The sequence below is a fragment of the Thiomonas sp. SCN 64-16 genome (assembly GCF_001725585.1).
In the GTDB taxonomy this organism is placed as follows: Bacteria; Pseudomonadota; Gammaproteobacteria; order Burkholderiales; family Burkholderiaceae_C; genus Thiomonas; species Thiomonas arsenitoxydans.
On sequence record NZ_MEGQ01000050.1, the window covers coordinates 1 to 17,433 of the forward strand.

Genomic DNA, 17,433 nt, shown 5'->3' on the forward strand with positions numbered 1-17,433 from the left:
CAGCAGCGTCGGTTGGCCTTTGAAGCGCTGCTCGCAGCGGTGGAACAGGTAGGACAGCACCGGCAGAACCACCTTGTCGCCCTTGTTCATCAAGTGTTCCATCTCGAACACCTGGAACGGGTCTTCAGCCAGCGCGTCGGTCTCGGCGTCGAGCAGATGCCCGGCCGCGCCGCTGATCGTGTAGTAGCTCAGCGCATCACGCAGCTCCGCATCCTGCAACTGGATCAGGAAGTTGGTCATCGTGCGCTGCGCCATCGCGTCGGTAGACTGTCCGAGTTGCACAATCGCGCGGTAAATCTTCTGGCGATGCTCCGGGATGATGCGCACGCCTTGCAGTTCGCACAGTTGCTCGATCCACTCGGCTGCCCAGGCCTGTTCGTTCGGCTCATGGCAGCGACCCAGCGGGCAGAACGCCAGTTCGCCATGCCCACCGCCGATGTCGTAATGCTGGCCGCCAGCGCCCCAGCACAGAGGCAGCATGGAATAACCTTTGTCGAAAGCAAAAACCTGCGCGTGCTTGTAGCGGAACTGCTGTGCGACCAGCGTGGCAAGCAAGGTGGACTTGCCCGAGCCGGTCGGCCCAAGAATGACGGTGTGGCCCAGGTCGCCCGCATGCAGGCTCAGGCGGAACGGGGTGGCCCCGTCGGTCTTGGCATACAGCAGCGGCGGGCTGTTCGGCGGATAGAACGGGCAGGGATTCGTGTCCGGCCCGGCCCATACCGCGGTGAACGGGAGCATGTGCGCCAGATTCAGCGTGTTGATCAGCGGGCGGCGGACGTTCGCGTGCGTGTTACCCGGCATCGTGCCCAGATAGGCTTCGACGGCGTTCACGGTCTCGATACGCGCGCCGAACCCGGCGTTCTCGATGATCTTGCGCACTTCGCGGGCGATCTCGTCCAGGGTTGTGCTGTTTTCATGCGCAAGCAGGATGACGCTGGTGTAATAGCCAAAGCGCACCGCACCAGACTGGTTCTCGCTGATTGCAGCTACGGCGTCCTCGGTTTGCTCGACCGCGTGCATGTTGAGGTGCGTCGCCGCGCCGCCCGACGCTTCGCGCACCAGGTTCATCATGCTCTTGCGTTTCTGTGCCCACTTGCTGCGGTACGAGTTCAGCACCTTGTCGGCCTGCGCCTGCGACAAGTAGATGAAGCGATTGCTCCAGCGGTAGGCCACCGGCAGGCGCGACAGGAAGTCCAGAATGCCGGGGGCGGAAAACGCCGGGAAGCCTTCGACGGCCAGGCACACCATGGGGCGGCCATCGAGGCGCGGCTCGAAGCCCGTGGTGAGGTCATGCTGCCCGATCACGGCGTCCAGGTACATCGGGACTTCGGGCATGCGCACCAGGCGCGGCGTATTCAGCGTCACGCAGGATTCGAGATAGCCCAGTAGTTCGCTGGAAACTGCGCCGACTTGTTCATCCACTGCGTCCGTCATGCGCTTGATCTTGACGACCGTGGACAGCCGCGATTCGACTTCGCGGATACCGTCCTTGAAGCGCTGCAAATTGCGCGCAGCCACGCCGGTTTTCTCGCCGCCGTCAATGAACATCGACGCGGCTTTGTCGGCGGCGTCGGGATCGGGGAACCAGGAGATCGTCAGCGCGAAGCGGCTCTCGAACCCTGCGTGCTGGCCCTCATGCCGCGCACGGCGCATGTCGTCGATCAGGCGCGTGGTGCGGTCGGGGAACGCGCCCGACTTCGGGTAGCCGGGGGCCTGCTGGCGGATGGCGTCGCAGTTGACGACCCAGCCGTCGTCGAGGGACAGAGCATTGTTGATGCGAGCCGCCATCGCGCCCAGTTCAGCCTTTGTAGCTGAATCCAGATCGGGGCCCTGATGCCACCAGCCAGCAAGCAGCGCGCCAGCCTTGGTCAACACAATGCCATCGTCGACCAGGGCCGCCCAGGGCAACAGGTCGGGCAGACCGGCGGCACGGTCACGGAATTCTTTTAGAGCGAGCATGTTGATCCTTTTATTTCCACTCGCGCGTCTTGCCGAACGGCGTGGCGCGACCGGGGTAGAAGCGTTTGTAGGCAAGCGAGCGACGCCCGGTCTTGGACAACTGCGGGTCAAAATTGGCAGCGCGGGACAGCGCCCAGGCGCCCAGCACCCAGAGGCCGATCCCGAGGGCGGCCGCCCACAGCTTGGCAAGCGAAAACACGAAGACCCCGGCGAGCGTCATCAGGCCGAGCACCAAGGTGCGCTCACCGCCCAGCATCAGCAGCGGGCGGTTGAGCGAGCCGTGGATCGGCGCGGAGATGTCCTGATCGTCCACGGCGGCGCCTCAGATCACCGCGCCCGACAGCCCCAGGGCCGACAGGAACTTATTGCCCATGACGATCATGGCCACGCCCAGCACGACGTACAGGGCCTTCTTGGCGATGCCGCCCAGTTCTTCGCCGAACACCAGGGCGGCGCCGGCAGCGAGGAAGGCGATGACGCTGATGCCGGTGGCGACGGGGCCGGTCAAGTCGTTTTGCAGGGTCTGGATGGGGGTGTCCCACGGCAGACCGCCCGATGTCGAGGCGAACGCCTCCATAGTCGTTGCTGCGAACACGGCGGCAGCGAGGGTCAAGCGACGCACAACGGCGGCGCGCAGGTTACGGATGGTGGAGAACTTCATGGCTTTGCCCTTTCAATGAATTAAGCCAGATCGGGGACGCCCCCCTTGAATGGATATTCACGGGGGCGGCGGTGCTCTCAGCGCGGCGGCGGATCACGCGGTGGAGCGGGCTGGCGCGGGCGGGATGGACTGCGCTCGACTTCGATCTGCGCACGTTCCTGCGCGACGATGTGTTGCAGGTCTTCGTCCTTCACCCCGACCCCGAGACGCACAGCCCGGCGCGCGGACTGCTCGCGGAATGCGGCGTCTCCCGTGATGTAGGTCTCGCCACCGAACTTCTGCGCGGCAAGTTGCAGACCTGCGTCGATGGTGTCGACGTCTGGAACATGGACATCCACGCGCGGACCTGAGTCGGTCATGCGCACCTGGCCTGCCTGGTCGTGGTACTCGATACGCTGATTGCGCCGATCGATCTGGATTCGGGCGTCTTCCAGGGCAAAGGCTTTTCTTGCCCCTGCTGTTGGGTCTTGCGGCACGCCGCCGATCGAGCCGCCCTCGGCCGCCGCTGCCCGCAGCGGATCGAGGTCTTCTCCCTCGAAGCCGTTTTTGCTCTTGTTCTTCTGCCGCCCCTCGCGGTACTTGATGCCGCGCAGCGCCGATGCCGCCGCCTCGTCACCCGCCATCGCTTGGCGTTCCAGCCAGCCCACCCAGTCCACGCGCGGCGCATCCTTGGTCAGCGACGTGCGTTCGGCTTTCTGCCGCTTTTGCAATTTCTGCCGCCGGATCACGGCTTCGGCGGCCCACAACCCTTGCGCGATCTGCTTGCTGCCGTGCTCTGTTGTGAGTTGCGCGATGCGCGCGGGCTTGATGGCCTTGAGTTTCTGACGGAGCGCTGCGCGCTCGGCCTGATGATGTGTGCGCAGGCTGGAAACCAGTACGCCGCGCGCCTGCTTTTGCGTCGCCTGCTCGCGCTTGAACGTGTCCGCCAGTTCCTTGCGCGCAAGGGCGCGAGCTTCGCGCTTGGCTTGCCGTTCTGGCGTCGATCCCGTGCGGCCTGGAATCTCCCGCAGACCCGGTTCGGTTCCGGCGCGCACGCCGTCGACGAAGCGGGCGTAGGTTTTCGCGGGCTGCGCCTGGACGGCGGAAAGATCGGGGGCGAGGAAAGATGTGCCGAACTTCTTCTCCAGCCGACCCAGGCTCAAGGAGTAATGCACGCCGCTGGCCTTGGTGCTGGTGGCGCGGCCGTCGGGCAACCGGGTGTCGATCCCCAGCCCGCCGCCGCTCAGTCGCAGCGCGCAGCCGCGCTCGGCCAGAAGGTGATGCAGTTCTTCCCAGGAGCGTGCGGACAGCAGTTCGTCTTTGGCGCGCCTGTTCAGCCACTCCGAGAGGCTGGGAACGCCGGAGTGGACTTCCGCTGCGCGTGCGCCAGGCGTCGGTGCGCGGTCAGTCTTGCGCAGGCCAAGCTGCTCTCGCTGGCGCTTGCTCAGGCGCTGGATCGCGCCGTCGATGACGACATGCGGGCCTTTGTCGTGCGCCCAGCCCTGCATCAATTCCAGTTCGCGGCACGCCTTGTCGAGCACCAGAAAATCGAACTTGGGCGGGCCGGAAAGGTTGAGTTTTTCGGGGTGAACGCGATTTGCCAGGATGTGGATGTGCCAGTGGTGTTCGCGGTCGGTGTGCAGCCCCCATACGGCCTGGTTCTCATCCATACCGAGGGCTTTGAGCGTGTGCGCGGCTGCTTCGCGGCATTGTTCCGACGTCGGGAGTTCGCCCTCGCGCCAGGAGATCGCATAGTGATAGAACGGGTTGCTGGTGAACCGATTGCGCAGGCGGCCTGCTTCTGCGGTGTAGTCCATCATGCGGATCGCCAGGGCGCGATCCAGCGGGTCAGCCAAGTCAAGGTCGCCTAGCTCCAGGTTGAAACTGCCGCCCACGACATCGCGCTCAAGCGTGTGCTCTTCGCCCCCCTCGCGGAAGATGTACTGCAGGCCGTGGTGCGCGGAAACGCGCCCGCCACGCTCGTTCTTGAGCTTGATGACCTTGGCGAGCATCAGGGGATCCTGTTGGCCTCGCGGTCATCGGCATCTGGCGCATCGCCAGCGAGCCTGTCGGCGTGCTCAAGGACGGCTTGCATGGCCGACCAGTGGCGCCGCTTTTCCTCGTTCGTCCAGTTGGACTCTTTGGGGTAGAGGCTCTTGAGCATGGCGCCAAGGCGGCGTAGCTCGAACACGGCGCTTTCGTCGACCCGGCTGACGATGCGTAGCTTGCCGCCTGACAGGGCGAGATCGCGCACGAAGACGCCGGGGCGCATGCCCGCCTGCGCAGCATGGGCGTTGATGGCGTCGATTTCCGCGCGTGTGCACCGAAAATGAAAAAAGAGTTCACGCGGCTTGCGTTTGGGTTTGTTGTTTGAGTTCATGGGCAGTCCCCATTGCTGTTGTCATGGGGATATGCGAGCGGACGGCAGACCCGGGCTCAAGCGCCGCCACCAACTGTCGCCGCGAAGCGGATCGGTGCCTTGCAGCAGGCGACCTTTTCAAGCCAGCCGCTGGACGTGGAACCCGCTGCTGGCCGACCAGCCGCGCACGGCAGCAACCTCCTCGACCTGACGACCATCTGCGGTGCGCTTGATGGACACGACGATATTGACCGCCTCGGCGATCAGTTCGGGATTCGGGGGAACGCCAGCCTCCTGGATGAGCTGGCCGATGCGGATGAGCGCGGCGCTGGCGTCGTTGGCATGCACGGTGCCGACACCGCCTGGGTGGCCGGTGTTCCAGGCCTTGAGCAGGGCCAGGGCGCTGCCGTCGCGCACCTCGCCCACCACGATGCGATCCGGCCGTAGGCGCATCGTGGCGCGCAGCAGGCGCGTCATGTCGGTGTTGTCGCTGGTGCGCAGGAACACGACGTTCTCGGCACTGACCTGCAATTCCCGGGTGTCCTCGATCACAACGACCCGATGACCGGCATCGAGTTTCGCGACGGCATCGAGAACGGCATTGGCAAGCGTCGTCTTACCTGTACCTGTGCCACCGCTCACCAGAATGTTCTGCCGAGCAGCGACGGCCTCCTGGATCGCCGCGCATTGCTCGGCAGTCATGATCGCCTTGGACACGTAGTCGTCGAAGGTAAAGACCAGGGTCGCCTTCTTGCGCAACGCGAAGCTGGCTCGTTCGACCAACGGCGGGATCAGGGCCTCGAAGCGGCTGCCATCGATCGGCAGTTCGCATTCGAGGATCGGGCGCTCAGGGGTCACCACGGTGTCGAGCATCGCGGCGACGGTGTTGACGATGGTGAGCGCCCGCACGGCGTCAACCTGCCCTGCGCACGCCATGCCCTCTCCGAGGCGATCCACCCACAGGGTGCCGTCGGGGTTCAGCATGATTTCAACGACCTTGGGGTCTTCGAGTGGGGTGAGGATTTCTGCGCCCATCGCGCGCCGCAGGGCCTCACTTTGGCGCGCCCTGGATGTTGTTTGCTCATCTGCCATTTCTTTCGCCGACGCCTGAATGTTGATGAACGGTTATCACGCTGGGCGGCGAAGCGGTGAATGTAATAGTGTGTAACTTTGACTGAGCGCGCCACGAATTGATTGCGGTTTTTTGTTGTTGTTGACGTGTTCTGATGTTGTTATTCGACTATTTATTTCTGATTATATCGCGTTATTTGACGATTATTTATGTGGTGTGGACATAATTGCCTTGTCCTTGTTGCAATGTGGTCACTGAAACTTATGGGTGACCAAAATGAACAAGGCTGAAGAGCGCGCTCTGGCAATTATCCACAACCTTCCATCCCCTGCCGTCGGGTTTGCTTGGCTGGGAATGTGCAAATCTCCGACCGCCTTTTTGAAAACCTGGGCGCTCGGGCGCACCGGCCGCCGCTTGGCAATGATGGCTGCGCGCGACAAAAAAACGGCGTCGCGCTGCGGCTTGGTGGTTGCGCGGCACGCTGTGATTGCCATTATCAAAATGGCAAAACAAATCAAATCCCAGGGCGCGCAATTTATCCATCATTTTGTCAGTTTTATTGTGCTGCTTGGACTTTGGGCTGCTCGTGCAGCGGCTGAAGAAGTGTCTGGGGTACCCCTCGCGCGGCAGCCAAAACTTAATGTTGAGCAAGAGTTTCAACTTCCGGTCTGAATACAAAAAACCAAATACCAAACTTAAAAGGAGTGAAGTCATGAAATTGGAGTCCAAGAATCAGCTCGTCGGCACACCCCTTCGCGACTGGCCGCCACAGGCGCTCTTGTTGGAGTGCCAACGCGCCGCGCGGCTGTGGGCTGACACAGAAATCAATGGGTGGCGGCCCTTCAAAAGCGGCGGTTCTCTGGACCAGATGGAGGACCGCGCGCAGGAGATCCTGGTGCGGGTGCTTGATTATCTAAAAAAGAAGCCGACCGATGACAAAATCAATCAGGTCACTCTTTTTTACCAGGTCGCAAAATATTGCAAATATGGGATTGTTCAAAGTTGTTATGCAGTTGGGACCGTTCCGTCTGATTCTGGTGGCGATGATGAAACAGAATGTGGTTTGGGAGATGCGGGCAATTACCAAAATGACAGCGAAGAAGAATTCGGGGGCGAGATAAATGACGATGGCGGTGAAAATAGCTTGAAACTCTTGCTTTGCAGGATTGGTGTCGGCGAGGCCGACCACGCTTTGTTTGAAACAACGAGCCGTGACTGGGGGGATGCGACCGGTCTCTCTGAGCGGACACACCGCGAAATGAAGGACATGCGGCGGCGCGAAATCATTTCAAAAATAAATTCGGCAGCAAAAGATGGGAAAGATGATGCAGCCGCGCTGGCCCGCCAAATAGCGCGAGGAAAACATAAATCCGTCGCGCAGAAAATGTTTTATGTTGCCACCACCAAGGACGGACTGAGCGCCACCATCATCCAGGACAAGGAACCGGCACCAAAGCCCGGGTGGGCCCGCTTTCACTGGGTCGGTTCCGAGCAGGGAGAGGATGAATATGAGGTGAGGGAATTCGAGCCGGGCGGCATTTGGACTTATAAATGCCGGGTTCGCGTCGATTCGGCATCCTCGATGGCTCCCGGTAAAGTGCTCGACGCATTTCTGCTCTGCACCGCCTGATCACCATTTCACAGCCAGCCCGCCGCAGTTTGGAGAGAGAGGGCTGGCCTGCGGCGTCCAAGTCACAACCGGGCGCACAGGTGGCAGCACGGTGACGGTCGCATCTGCGGTGCTGACCGCCCATCTCGCCATTTTCCCTCCGGGGATAGCTGGCACGGTCACCCCGGCTTTGTCGAAGACCGATGCCCCATATCCCGCGCCAGTTGAGCCGTCCAGCTTGCCCGTGTTGTAGGCGGACAGCGTGGCGCGAAGATCGCCGGATCGTTTCCAGCCATCGAGCAGCACACTCTGCGCCGCACGCAGGTTCTCACAGGGCTGCAGCGCCTGATCGACGGTCATCCCCAGCCCCTGCAGATTGCGGCTGTTGATCTGGGCCAGCCCGATGTCCACTGAATGACCTTGCGCGACCAGATCGCGGGCGAGCTGAGCCGCGTCGGCGTGGCTGGCTGGCCGATAGCTCCGGCCGGTCGTGTTGTCATGCAGCGCCAGCGGGTTCCCCCCGCTCTCCTGCTGCACGATGGCAGCCATCGTCACCGGCGCAATGGCTGGAGCGCACTCATATAGTAGAGCCGCAGGCGTCATTTCATCTGCTCCCACTTCACCCCCAGCTTGCCGCCATCCCGCCGATCCGGCCACCATGCGCCCTTGCAGGCGCCGCAGCGGTAGTAGGGCTTGCCGGTCTTGGTTTCGTTCTTGAAGGTGTTCTTCTTGCGGGCCGGGCAATTCGGGCCGGTGGCGAATGGCTTTGCCGCCCCTTCGCCTTGCGGTTTGTCCTCGAAGCGCTTGCCCGGTTTGCCGCCCTCGTCGCCAAAGGCGGCTTCGCAGTCTAGGCAGCGGTGATATGTGCTCCCAGCCTTGCTGGTGCGCTTCGCACAGCGCGCGCCGCCGCATGCTGGGCAGGTGTGCATGGCCACCGGCGCAGTCCCAAGCTGGCCATCAAGCAGCTTGCGGGTGGCGTCGCGCACCGTGCCGATCTGGTCGGCCATGAAAGCATCGAAGGCCAGTCGCGCGCTGGCGACCGCCGCAAGAGCATCCTCCTGCAGCGCCGTGGTGCCGGGGTCAGCAAGTTCCGGCGTCACCTTGCGCAGCATGTCGATCAGCTGCGCCCCGCGTGCTGTCGGGTGGATTTCCTTCTTGCGTCGCTCGGCGTACTCGCGGGCGATCAGCACTTCGATCATCGATGCCCGCGTTGCCTCGGTGCCCAGGCCTGAAGTTTCCTTCAGGCGCGCCTTCAGCTTGGGATCGGTGACCAACTTGTGCACGCCCGTCATCGCGGCAATCAGCGTGCCGTCGGTGTAGGGCTTGGGCGGCGTGGTGCGCTTGGCAATGACTTCGCCGCGCTCGCATGTGCGGGCCTCACCCTCTCGCAGATCGGGCATGGCGCTGGGCTGTTCATCGCTGTCTTGCCCCTCGTCGTCGTCTTTGCCGCCTAGCCGCGTCCAGCCGGGGTCGAGTACGACACGCGCAGCGGCGCGGAACGGCAGGCCGTCGATGTCGAACAGCGCTTCGCGCGTCTCAAATTTCTCGGGAGGCATGAAAAGACGAATGAACGACTCGCGGATCAAGTCAAACACGCGCTTCGCATCGCTGGACAGACCAGCAGCATCCGGGCTCTGTCCGGTCGGGATGATGCCGTGATGCGCCTCGACCTTGGCGGTGTTCCAGGCCGCATGCTTGCGCGACGCATCGATCCCCGCGATGCCGACAGCGCCGATGATCTTGAGCACACCAGACGCCGCGCCGTGCATCTCGGTTGGGAGGTAGGGGCAATCGGTGCGCGGGTAGGTCGTAATCTTGGCCTCGTAGAGTTCCTGCGCTGCTGCCAGCGTGTCTTTGGCGGAAAGCCCAAGTCGGCTGCTGGCGATCTTTTGCAGCCCGCCAAGTGTGAACGGAAGCGGGGCTTGCCGCTCGCCGGTCTTGCGGGCGAACTTACCCACCCGCGCGGCCTTGCCGGCGATGCGGCGCGCGGTTTCTTCGGCTTTGTCGTTCTCCAGCAGGCGACCGTCCTCATCTGACAGATCGTCGGGCAGTTGCCATAGCGCCTTGATGCCGCCGTCAAGATTGGCGATGACCTGGTAGAAGTCGCGGGGCTTGAAGTGTTCGATGTCGCGCTGGCGATCCACCAGAAGCGCCAAGGTCGGCGTCTGCACGCGTCCGATGCTCCAGGCGCCCGGCACCCCGCAGGACTGCAGGTTGCGGCTCAGAGCGATGGAGGCGTTCATGCCCATGAGCCAGTCCACACGCTGGCGAGCCAGGGCTGACTCGTACACGGGACGCATGGCGGCGTTGTCCTTGATGCCAGAGAGCGCCTTGCGCACACTGGCATCATCAAGACTGGACAGCCAAAGCCGGGAGGTCTTGCCCTTCCAGCCCAGGAACAGCAAGACCTCATCGACCAGCAGCTGGCCCTCCCGGTCGGCGTCACCGGCGTTGACGACTTCGGTGGCGTCCTTGAGCAGATCGCGGATGGCTTTGATCTGTTTGCCTGCGCCGCCGTCACGGGGCGACAGAATCCACTTGTCGGGAACGACGGGCAGGTGCGAAGCCAGCACCTTACCGCCGTCTACATAGTCCTCGGGCCTGGACTGCTCCAGCAGGTGGCCGAAGCACCAGGTGACGCGGGTCTTGGTTTGTGGACAGTCGATGAAGCCGTCTGCCCGTTTGGCTCCGCCGATGACGCCGGCGATGGCTTGGGCGACGGAAGGCTTTTCGGCAATGATGAGGCGCATGGGAAGGCTCCAGAAAAAGGAGCCGGGCGCGTCGGCACCACCCACAAATCGCGGCAAAGGAGCAGGGAAATCCGCGAACCGCGCCCGGCATAGGGATATGCGCCGGGGCGGCAGGGCGTGAGAGGCAAGGCCACGGCATGCCGCTGTCGCGGCACCAAGGCAAGGCAGGGGCAAAGAAAGCGGCTAGGTGCGCTCAGGCGTCCAGTGCTGCGGCCAAATCTGCGGGGATGGGGTGGTAATAGCGCGCCAGCATCGCGGCCGTTTTGTGTCCCGTGACTTTCATCAGGTCGTGCATGGGTAGTTTCCTCGCCATGCGCGAAGTCGCCTCGTGGCGAAGATCATGGAAGTGGAAGTCTTGGATGCCAGCAGCCTTGATCGCGGGGAGCCAGTTTTGTTTGACCATGGTCTGCGACAAGGCAAAGATTCGGGGACTGGATGCTTGCCTGGGTGTTGACGCGATCGCATCGAGTGCGGCGCGCGATAGGGGCACCCGGCGTGCGGTGCCGTTTTTGGTGTCTGGCAACAAGACGTAGCGCTCTGCCACATGAAGGTTCTCCCAGGTCATCGACAAGAGCTCGCCTTGGCGCATCGCGGTTTCGAGCGCGACGGTGATAAGTTGGCGAAGCCAGTCGCGCGGATGCACCACCGCCCGGCCATGCCGCTGAGCGCAAATTGCATCGATGGCAACGAACAGTCGCGCCTCTTCCTCGCCGACAAATCGCCGGTCGCGGGCGTTCTGAACTTTGGGCTTCGCGATTTGCTTCACAGGGTTGGTCGTCACTCCGATACCCCACTCCTTGATCGCCGTGCTGAACAGATGCGAAACCAGGGCAAGCTCCAGTCGAACGGACGCTGGGGAAACGGCCTTTAGCCGCGCATTTCGATAGCGCGCGAAGTCATCGCCGCGGAGATCGCCGATCGCGCGCTTGGCAAAGGATTGCTCCAACAGGAAGGCGATGCGTGAGCGTTCCTGTTTTGCCCCTTTTTTCTTTGCGCTGACTTCAGCGGAGTAACGGCGCAGACAGTCAGCAAAGGTGATGGCTTTGGCGGGACGATGATCGACGTGCTGCCCACGGTCGATCTCAGATTCCGTCTTCCGCGCCCAGGCTTCTGCTTCCGCTTTGGTGTCGAATGTGTTGGAGATGGCTGGATAGCCCTTGCGCCGGATCAGGGCGCGCCACGCGCCAGCGCGTTTCTGGAAGCTCGCCATGGTTCATCTCCTCGGGCGGTTGGTGTACCGGGAAGTGTACCCAAGTGAACCAAAAGTGAACCAAACTCAAGTGCGCAAAGAAAAAGGCCCTACGGCATACGCTGTAGGGCCTTGATTTTCCAATGTATTCTTGGTGGGTTGTGACAGGCTCGAACTGTCGACCTACGGATTAAGAGTCCGCTGCTCTACCAACTGAGCTAACAACCCGTTTGATTTGGTTTCAACGGTGCGTCTTGGTGGGTCTGGTGGGTCGTGCGTGACTCGAACACGCGACCAACGGATTAAAAGTCCGCTGCTCTACCGACTGAGCTAACGACCCCACAGAAATCAAGCCCGAAATCATAGCACGGCATCCAGGGCGCGGGCGACGAGCATCATGCCCATGGCGGCGGTCACCATCACGCTGGAGCCAAAACCGGCACAGTTCAGGCTGTTGTCGGGCGGTGCCGCCTCTTCGGCCAGCGGGTCGCAAGTGCTTGCTTCGGGGCGAATGATGGCTTCCTTGCTGAACGCGCAGAGCACGCCGATGCGGCCATTGCGAGGAGCGCCATGTTGGCGGCGTAGCTGGTAGCGCACGTTGGCGAGCAGCGGGTCGTGCGTGACTTCCGACAGATCGGCGCATTGCAGGGCGTCGGCATGGCGCTTGCCGCCCGCAGCGCCGGCCATGAACAGGGCCTGGCGGCGTTGCAGGCAGAGCGCGGCGAGCGCGGCCTTGGCGCGCACCTGATCGCAGCAGTCGATCAGCACCTGGGCGTCAGCCGGAATCAGTGCCGCGGCGTTTTCGGCATCGACGAACTCTTCCACGCAATTGACGCGGCACTCTGGGTTGATCTGCACAAATCGCGCTTGCAGCGCGCCCACCTTGGACATGCCCAAGGTGCTGTCCAGCGCCTGAATCTGCCGGTTGATGTTGGATTCGGCAACGTGGTCGAGGTCGATCAGTGTGAGCTGCCCCAGGCCACTGCGGACCAGGGCTTCGGCGGCCCAAGATCCCACGCCGCCCACGCCGACGACGACCGCATGCGCCTGGGCGATGCGCTGGGCGCCGACCGTACCATACAGCCGTGATAGCCCGCCGAAACGCCGGTCCAGGTCGGGCGTGTCGGCGGGGGGGATGGCGACGAAAGGGGAGGCGTGCATGGCCGAGCGCGTCAGGCGGTGCGCTCGACGCGCCAGGCCTGATACTTCACCCCGAGCACAGCGCCGCCCACGATGGACAGAAACGCGATCCAGCTGGTGATGGACAGGGTGGACACCCCGCTCATGCCCTGGCCGATGGTGCAGCCCAGCGCGGTCACGCCGCCAATGCCCATCAGCGCGCCGCCGACCAGGTGATTGGCCGTATCTTCCGCGCCGCGAAAACCTTCCCAGCGGAACTGGCGCGTGATGAGCGCCATACCGGCAGAACCCGCGATCACGCCGAACACCGAGACAATGCCCAGCGTCAGCACATTGCTGGCGTCGCTGTACATCATGAACCAGAACAGGGTGTAGGCCAGCGGCGCGACAAAGCTCAGCGATTCCATCTTGTTGTTCTGCGTGCCGATGTACGCGGCCTGCAGCGTTTGCGGGTCTTCCGCCAGAAAGCCCAGTTTGCCCGAAACGAACCAGACCGCCACGATGACGGCGCCCAGGCCGAAACCCGCGAGCAAGTTGTTGGCGGTACGAAACTCGCGCGCGCTCAAGGCCCAGACGCCCAGCAGCAGCCCGACGCCCAGGCCCAGCACCAGTTGCAAATCGGCCAACGGCAGCCCGGTGGCGTGGGCGAAGATCGCGGGCAAATCCTGCGGGCCCGAGAGATTGAACGCCACTTTGTCGAACACCCGCACCCGCACCTCGGCCGTGATGCCGCGCAGGGTGATGTAGGCGAATATCGCGATCATTACAAAAACGACCACGGCTTTGAGATTACCCTCGCCAATGCGCACCAGGGTCTTGCTGCCGCAGCCCGAGGCCAGCACCATGCCGAAGCCGAACAACACGCCGCCAACCAGGGCCGACAGCCAGAGCACCCTGGACGTGGTGTAGATCGTCTGCGCCGAATCGATCTGCCCGGTAGCGGCCAGCAGATTGAAGCCGATGGTCGCCGTGGCAATGGCCAGCACCCACATGCGCATGCGCATCCAAGAACCCATGTTGACGATATCGCTTACCGAGCCCATGGTGCAAAACCGCGTGCGCTGCATGATGGCACCAAACACCAGGCTCAGGGCGAAGCCCGCCCAGAGGACGGTGGCGTTGATGACGGGAACGGAAGCGGACGACATGGAAGAGAAGGCACCTGAATGACGAGAACGGATGGGTCTCGCCGCAATGCGTTATTGTTCCATGACGATGCCAGCCGTGTTGCCGGGACGGGGTTCGGCAATCCGGCTCGCAGTTTGCGGGAACGACGCTGCCGATCACTCTGTCACGGCCGCTGCAGCGGCCGTGACGGTCACCTCAGCTTGGCCAGCCGGTCGCGCCCGGCCTGCGCCGCTTCAGACTGCGGGTAGGTCTTCACCAGTTCGTTCAGCGTTTTGCGCGCTGCGACGATTTGCCGCACCTCGATCTGGCAGTTCGCCAGCCCCAGCATGGCTTCGGGCAAGCGCGGGTTGTTCGGGCTGCTCTGAATCAGGCCCTGAAACGAGGCGATGGCATCCTTGTACTGCTTTTGCGCGTATTGCGCGTTGGCCAGCCAATACTGGGCATCGGCGTCATACGGGCTGGACGGATACTGCGCCAAAAACGCCTTCAACTGCGTGGCGCTGCCCGCAAAATCGCCATTGCGGAAGGTGGCCAGCGCCTGCTCGAAAGCGGCTTTTTCCGCGGGCTGCACCGTATAAGTCTGACCGTTGATCTGCACCTGCACCGGCTCCAGCGGTTTGAGGCGCTGGGTGAGCTGCTGCTGGCTGGTCTGCAGCTTGACCAGCGCATCGTTGAGCTGCTGTGTGGCGGCGTCTTGCTTGCCGCGCACCTGGGCGATTTCTCCGCGCATCTGCTCGATCTGGTTCGACAGATCGAGCAATGAGTTGCGGATCTGCTGGATCTGCTGCGCCTGCTGCGCGAGCTGGTTCTGCGTGGCCTGCTGGTTCTGCGTCACCTGGTTGCGCAGATCAAGAATGGCGCGCCGCGCCTCGTTGTCCGGGAACATGTCGGCATGGGCTGGCGCGGCCAGACCCATGCCCAGCCCCGCGGCCAGCAAAGCCGCAGGCAGCACCTGCTGCACACGGCGCAGCGGGCGGGCGGCTTGCGAAAAAGTGAAGCGGCTCATCGTTGATAGACGATGTCAACGCGACGGTTTTCGGCGTAGTCAGCCTCGGTGTTGCCCAGGGCCTTGGGCTTTTCCTTGCCGTAGCTGATGGCTTCCATCTGCGCGGGCTTCACGCCGAGCAGCTCCATGCCCTTCATCACCGCATCTGCACGCTTCTGGCCCAGCGCCAGGTTGTATTCGCGGCTGCCACGGGCATCGGTATTGCCTTGCAGTTGCACATGAGCCTGCGGGTGTTGCGTGAGATAGGTGGCGTTGGCGTTGAGCACCGGGGTGTACTGGCTTTCCACCGTGTAGCTGTTGAACGCGAAATACACGCTCTTGGGCACGTTGGGGCCGGGGCCGGCGTTGGTCTCAGCCGGGGCTTGTACCGCGGCGACCTGGTTCTGACCAGCGCCGTTGGCATTGGCGCCTGCGGTGCCGCCTTCCACAGCAGTGGGCGCCTTGGACTCGACTGGCGCTTGTTTGACAGGCACGGGTGACGCGCAGCCACCAAGGGCCAGGGCGGCAGCGAGTGCGGTAAATACCAGGGTAGTGCGCATGTTCACGAGTTTCTCCGATCAGATCAGGGTGGGTAAAAAGGGGTGGGTGCAACGAAGAACAGATAAAACGAGAAAAAAGAAAGAGAAAGCGAAATAAAAAATTATCAGTGGAAAGCAGCCTCAGCGATCCGGAGTCCAGGGTCCCCAACTGGGTTCGCGCACCTGCACGCCGGCCTGCGACAAGGTCGAGCGCACTCGACCGTCAATCGACACCGTCTTGAGCACTTCACCGCCACGCCCCCCGGCAGAATAAAGCACGATCTGTCCGTTCGGGGCAAAACTCGGGTGACCGCAATCGCTGCCATCATCGAGCAACTGGGTGGCGTTGGTGGCGAGATTGATCGACCAGAGCTGGTAGCTGTTGCCCTGTTGTGAAATGTAGGCCAGCGTCTTGCCGTCCGGGCTGATGGCCGGGCTGACGTTATAGCCGCCGCTGTAGGTGATGCGCTGCACGCTGCCGCCATTCAGCCCAACCTTGTAAACCTGCGGGCCGCCATCGCGATCGCTGACGAAATACAGGCTCTTGCCGTCGGGCGAGAAAGTCGGCTCCGTGTCGATCGAATACGAGCGCATCAGCTGCCGGGGCGTGCCGCCTTTGCTGGGCATGAGATAAATCTGCGAGCGCCCGGTAAGGGTGAGCACCACGGCCAGCGTGCCGCCGTCGGGCGAGAAGGCCGGTGCGCTGTTCGAGCCCTTGAAATTAGCCACTGCGCGCCGTGCGCCGCTGCGCACATCCTGCATGAAGACGACAGGCTTGCCGGTCTCGAATGAGACATAGGCCAGTTCCTGCCCGTTGGGCGACCACACTGGCGAGAGCAGCGGCTCGCGGCTGCGCAGCGCAAACTGCGGATTGGCGCCATCGCTGTCGGCAATGTTGAGCGAGAAATTGTGCTGTCCCGCCTTGGTGATGTAAGTAATGCGCGTGGCAAACACCCCGCGCTGCCCGGTGAGCTTCTGGTAGATGTAATCGCTGATCTTGTGTGCCGCCAGTCGTAGGTCGCCCGGCATGACTGTCAGCGCCAGACCACCGAGATCGGCCTGCTTCACCGCGTCCCAAAGGCGGAACTGGACTTGCCAACGTCCGCCCGCCACCTGCGCCACGCTGCCCCCCGCCACCGCTTCGAGATTTTGCGAACGCCAGGCGGCGTAATTCGGCGGACCTTGCTCGGTGAGTGTCTCCCCTCCCAGATTGCTCACGGCGAACAGCCCGCTGCGCGTGAGATCGGCCCGCACGATGTCGGCAATCGGCTGCGGGCAATGGTTCAGGTCGCGAAAGGCGCCGATGCCTACGGGAATCTGCGTGGCGCCGATGCCCGAAACATCCACCTTGAACTGAGCCTGCGCCGAGTTGGCCAGCGTGGCGATCCCAACAAAAGAAGCCGCCCCGCGAACAAGCGGAGCAGAGAGAGAACCTAAAACAAAGCGGCGTCGCTGCATGGAGATGTCGGTGAAAGAGCCGGGTTGCTTCAGCCAAACCGAAGCCAACACAGCAATGGAATTCTAAGAAGGACGAGAGCCCTGCCGGAGTAAAAATTCGCAAGTCTTGCTGCGATGCGCAATTGAATCAGAACTTGACAACAACAAGACTGAGTTGGGAAAAGGGGAATGGTTCCGGGCAGAAGCTCTGCCTTCAAGAAGGAGAGCCCAACGCAAAGATGACTTGTCCTAAGTTGCGGGTGAAATGTACGGAAATATCCTCTTGTTTGCCAAGCCTTATCGATGTCTCTCTAGAAGCCAAATCTTTAAATATCGATACCACGTTTCGTGCGCATTACTGCAAGCAAGTACAAATCCCATTTTTCCATCAAGCACTCCCAATCTCAAAATATAAGTTCTCAAAAAGGACCACAAAGACTTCATGATTGCCTTAGCGAGGGATGATCTTTTCCCATTTTCAAAGGCTCTTATGGCACCCTTTTCAGAGTAATCATTTATCTTAGATATAGATTCAAAAAGATCCCTGTAGGCGTAATGTATAATAGGATCTCTGAATTTCCCTAATGATCCTGAAAATTGCAAGCTAGCGTGAGTTGTGAGATTGG

Annotated in this window: 16 protein-coding genes and 2 tRNA genes; 2 read left to right on the forward strand and 16 right to left on the reverse strand. The window is 62.2% G+C overall.

What is annotated here, in order from left to right; genetic code table 11:
• The 6 genes from ABT24_RS12820 to trbB all read right to left on the reverse strand — a co-directional run.
• On the reverse strand, positions 1–1,959 hold a 1,959-nt coding region (locus ABT24_RS12820), incomplete at its 3' end, for a VirB4 family type IV secretion/conjugal transfer ATPase (protein WP_286737962.1).
• Positions 1,960–1,969: 10 nt separating this feature from the next.
• Positions 1,970–2,272, reverse strand: coding sequence for a conjugal transfer protein TrbD (gene trbD, locus ABT24_RS12825; protein ID WP_276730497.1), 303 nt, complete (start codon positions 2,270–2,272; stop codon positions 1,970–1,972).
• 9 nt (positions 2,273–2,281) lie between these two features.
• Positions 2,282–2,620 (reverse strand): TrbC/VirB2 family type IV secretion system protein, encoded by a 339-nt coding sequence (locus ABT24_RS12830; RefSeq protein WP_084440238.1) that lies wholly within the window; start codon positions 2,618–2,620, stop codon positions 2,282–2,284.
• Positions 2,621–2,697: 77 nt separating this feature from the next.
• A complete protein-coding gene (traI, locus tag ABT24_RS12835) occupies positions 2,698–4,611 on the reverse strand; it encodes a TraI/MobA(P) family conjugative relaxase (protein WP_286737964.1) in 1,914 nt (637 codons plus the stop codon).
• Positions 4,611–4,979 (reverse strand): plasmid mobilization protein, encoded by a 369-nt coding sequence (locus ABT24_RS12840; protein ID WP_276730503.1) that lies wholly within the window; start codon positions 4,977–4,979, stop codon positions 4,611–4,613. Before ABT24_RS12840 ends, traI begins: the two co-directional genes overlap by 1 nt.
• Positions 4,980–5,096: 117 nt before the next feature.
• Entirely contained in the window at positions 5,097–6,050 is a 954-nt protein-coding gene (gene trbB / locus ABT24_RS12845) for a P-type conjugative transfer ATPase TrbB (RefSeq protein ID WP_276730505.1), read from the reverse strand.
• A gap of 256 nt (positions 6,051–6,306) precedes the next feature.
• Between trbB and ABT24_RS12850 the strand changes: the two genes are divergently transcribed.
• Positions 6,307–6,702, forward strand: coding sequence for a hypothetical protein (locus tag ABT24_RS12850; protein WP_276730508.1), 396 nt, complete (start codon positions 6,307–6,309; stop codon positions 6,700–6,702).
• Positions 6,703–6,742: 40 nt separating this feature from the next.
• Entirely contained in the window at positions 6,743–7,660 is a 918-nt protein-coding gene (locus ABT24_RS12855; RefSeq protein WP_276730510.1) for a hypothetical protein, read from the forward strand.
• Here the strand turns inward: ABT24_RS12855 and ABT24_RS12860 are convergent, their stop codons facing one another.
• The 10 genes from ABT24_RS12860 to tolB all read right to left on the reverse strand — a co-directional run bounded on the left by ABT24_RS12860 (position 7,661) and on the right by tolB (position 16,828).
• Positions 7,661–8,299 (reverse strand): lytic transglycosylase domain-containing protein, encoded by a 639-nt coding sequence (locus tag ABT24_RS12860; protein WP_338123582.1) that lies wholly within the window; start codon positions 8,297–8,299, stop codon positions 7,661–7,663.
• Positions 8,239–10,389, reverse strand: a complete 2,151-nt coding sequence (locus ABT24_RS12865) for a DNA topoisomerase 3 (RefSeq protein WP_276730514.1) — start codon at positions 10,387–10,389, stop codon at positions 8,239–8,241. Before ABT24_RS12865 ends, ABT24_RS12860 begins: the two co-directional genes overlap by 61 nt.
• A gap of 193 nt (positions 10,390–10,582) precedes the next feature.
• Complete coding sequence (locus tag ABT24_RS12870) at positions 10,583–11,599, reverse strand: site-specific integrase (protein WP_276730516.1); 1,017 nt, start codon at positions 11,597–11,599, stop codon at positions 10,583–10,585.
• 131 nt (positions 11,600–11,730) lie between these two features.
• Positions 11,731–11,806, reverse strand: a tRNA-Lys gene (locus tag ABT24_RS12875).
• A gap of 36 nt (positions 11,807–11,842) precedes the next feature.
• Positions 11,843–11,918 (reverse strand) — tRNA-Lys (locus tag ABT24_RS12880).
• Between the two features lie 20 nt (positions 11,919–11,938).
• Positions 11,939–12,739, reverse strand: a complete 801-nt coding sequence (locus ABT24_RS12885; RefSeq protein WP_276730517.1) for a tRNA threonylcarbamoyladenosine dehydratase — start codon at positions 12,737–12,739, stop codon at positions 11,939–11,941.
• 11 nt (positions 12,740–12,750) lie between these two features.
• Positions 12,751–13,866 carry a YeeE/YedE family protein gene (locus tag ABT24_RS12890; protein ID WP_276730520.1) on the reverse strand — a complete coding sequence of 372 codons (1,116 nt, stop codon included), beginning with the start codon at positions 13,864–13,866 and terminating at the stop codon, positions 12,751–12,753.
• A 170-nt stretch (positions 13,867–14,036) separates the two neighbouring features.
• Positions 14,037–14,852, reverse strand: coding sequence for a tol-pal system protein YbgF (ybgF, locus tag ABT24_RS12895; protein WP_276730521.1), 816 nt, complete (start codon positions 14,850–14,852; stop codon positions 14,037–14,039).
• Positions 14,849–15,391, reverse strand: coding sequence for a peptidoglycan-associated lipoprotein Pal (gene pal / locus ABT24_RS12900; RefSeq protein WP_156055300.1), 543 nt, complete (start codon positions 15,389–15,391; stop codon positions 14,849–14,851). The genes ybgF and pal overlap by 4 nt, the downstream gene beginning before the upstream one ends.
• A 120-nt stretch (positions 15,392–15,511) precedes the next feature.
• A complete protein-coding gene (tolB, locus tag ABT24_RS12905) occupies positions 15,512–16,828 on the reverse strand; it encodes a Tol-Pal system beta propeller repeat protein TolB (RefSeq protein ID WP_276730522.1) in 1,317 nt (438 codons plus the stop codon).
• Between the last annotated feature and the right edge of the window lie 605 nt (positions 16,829–17,433).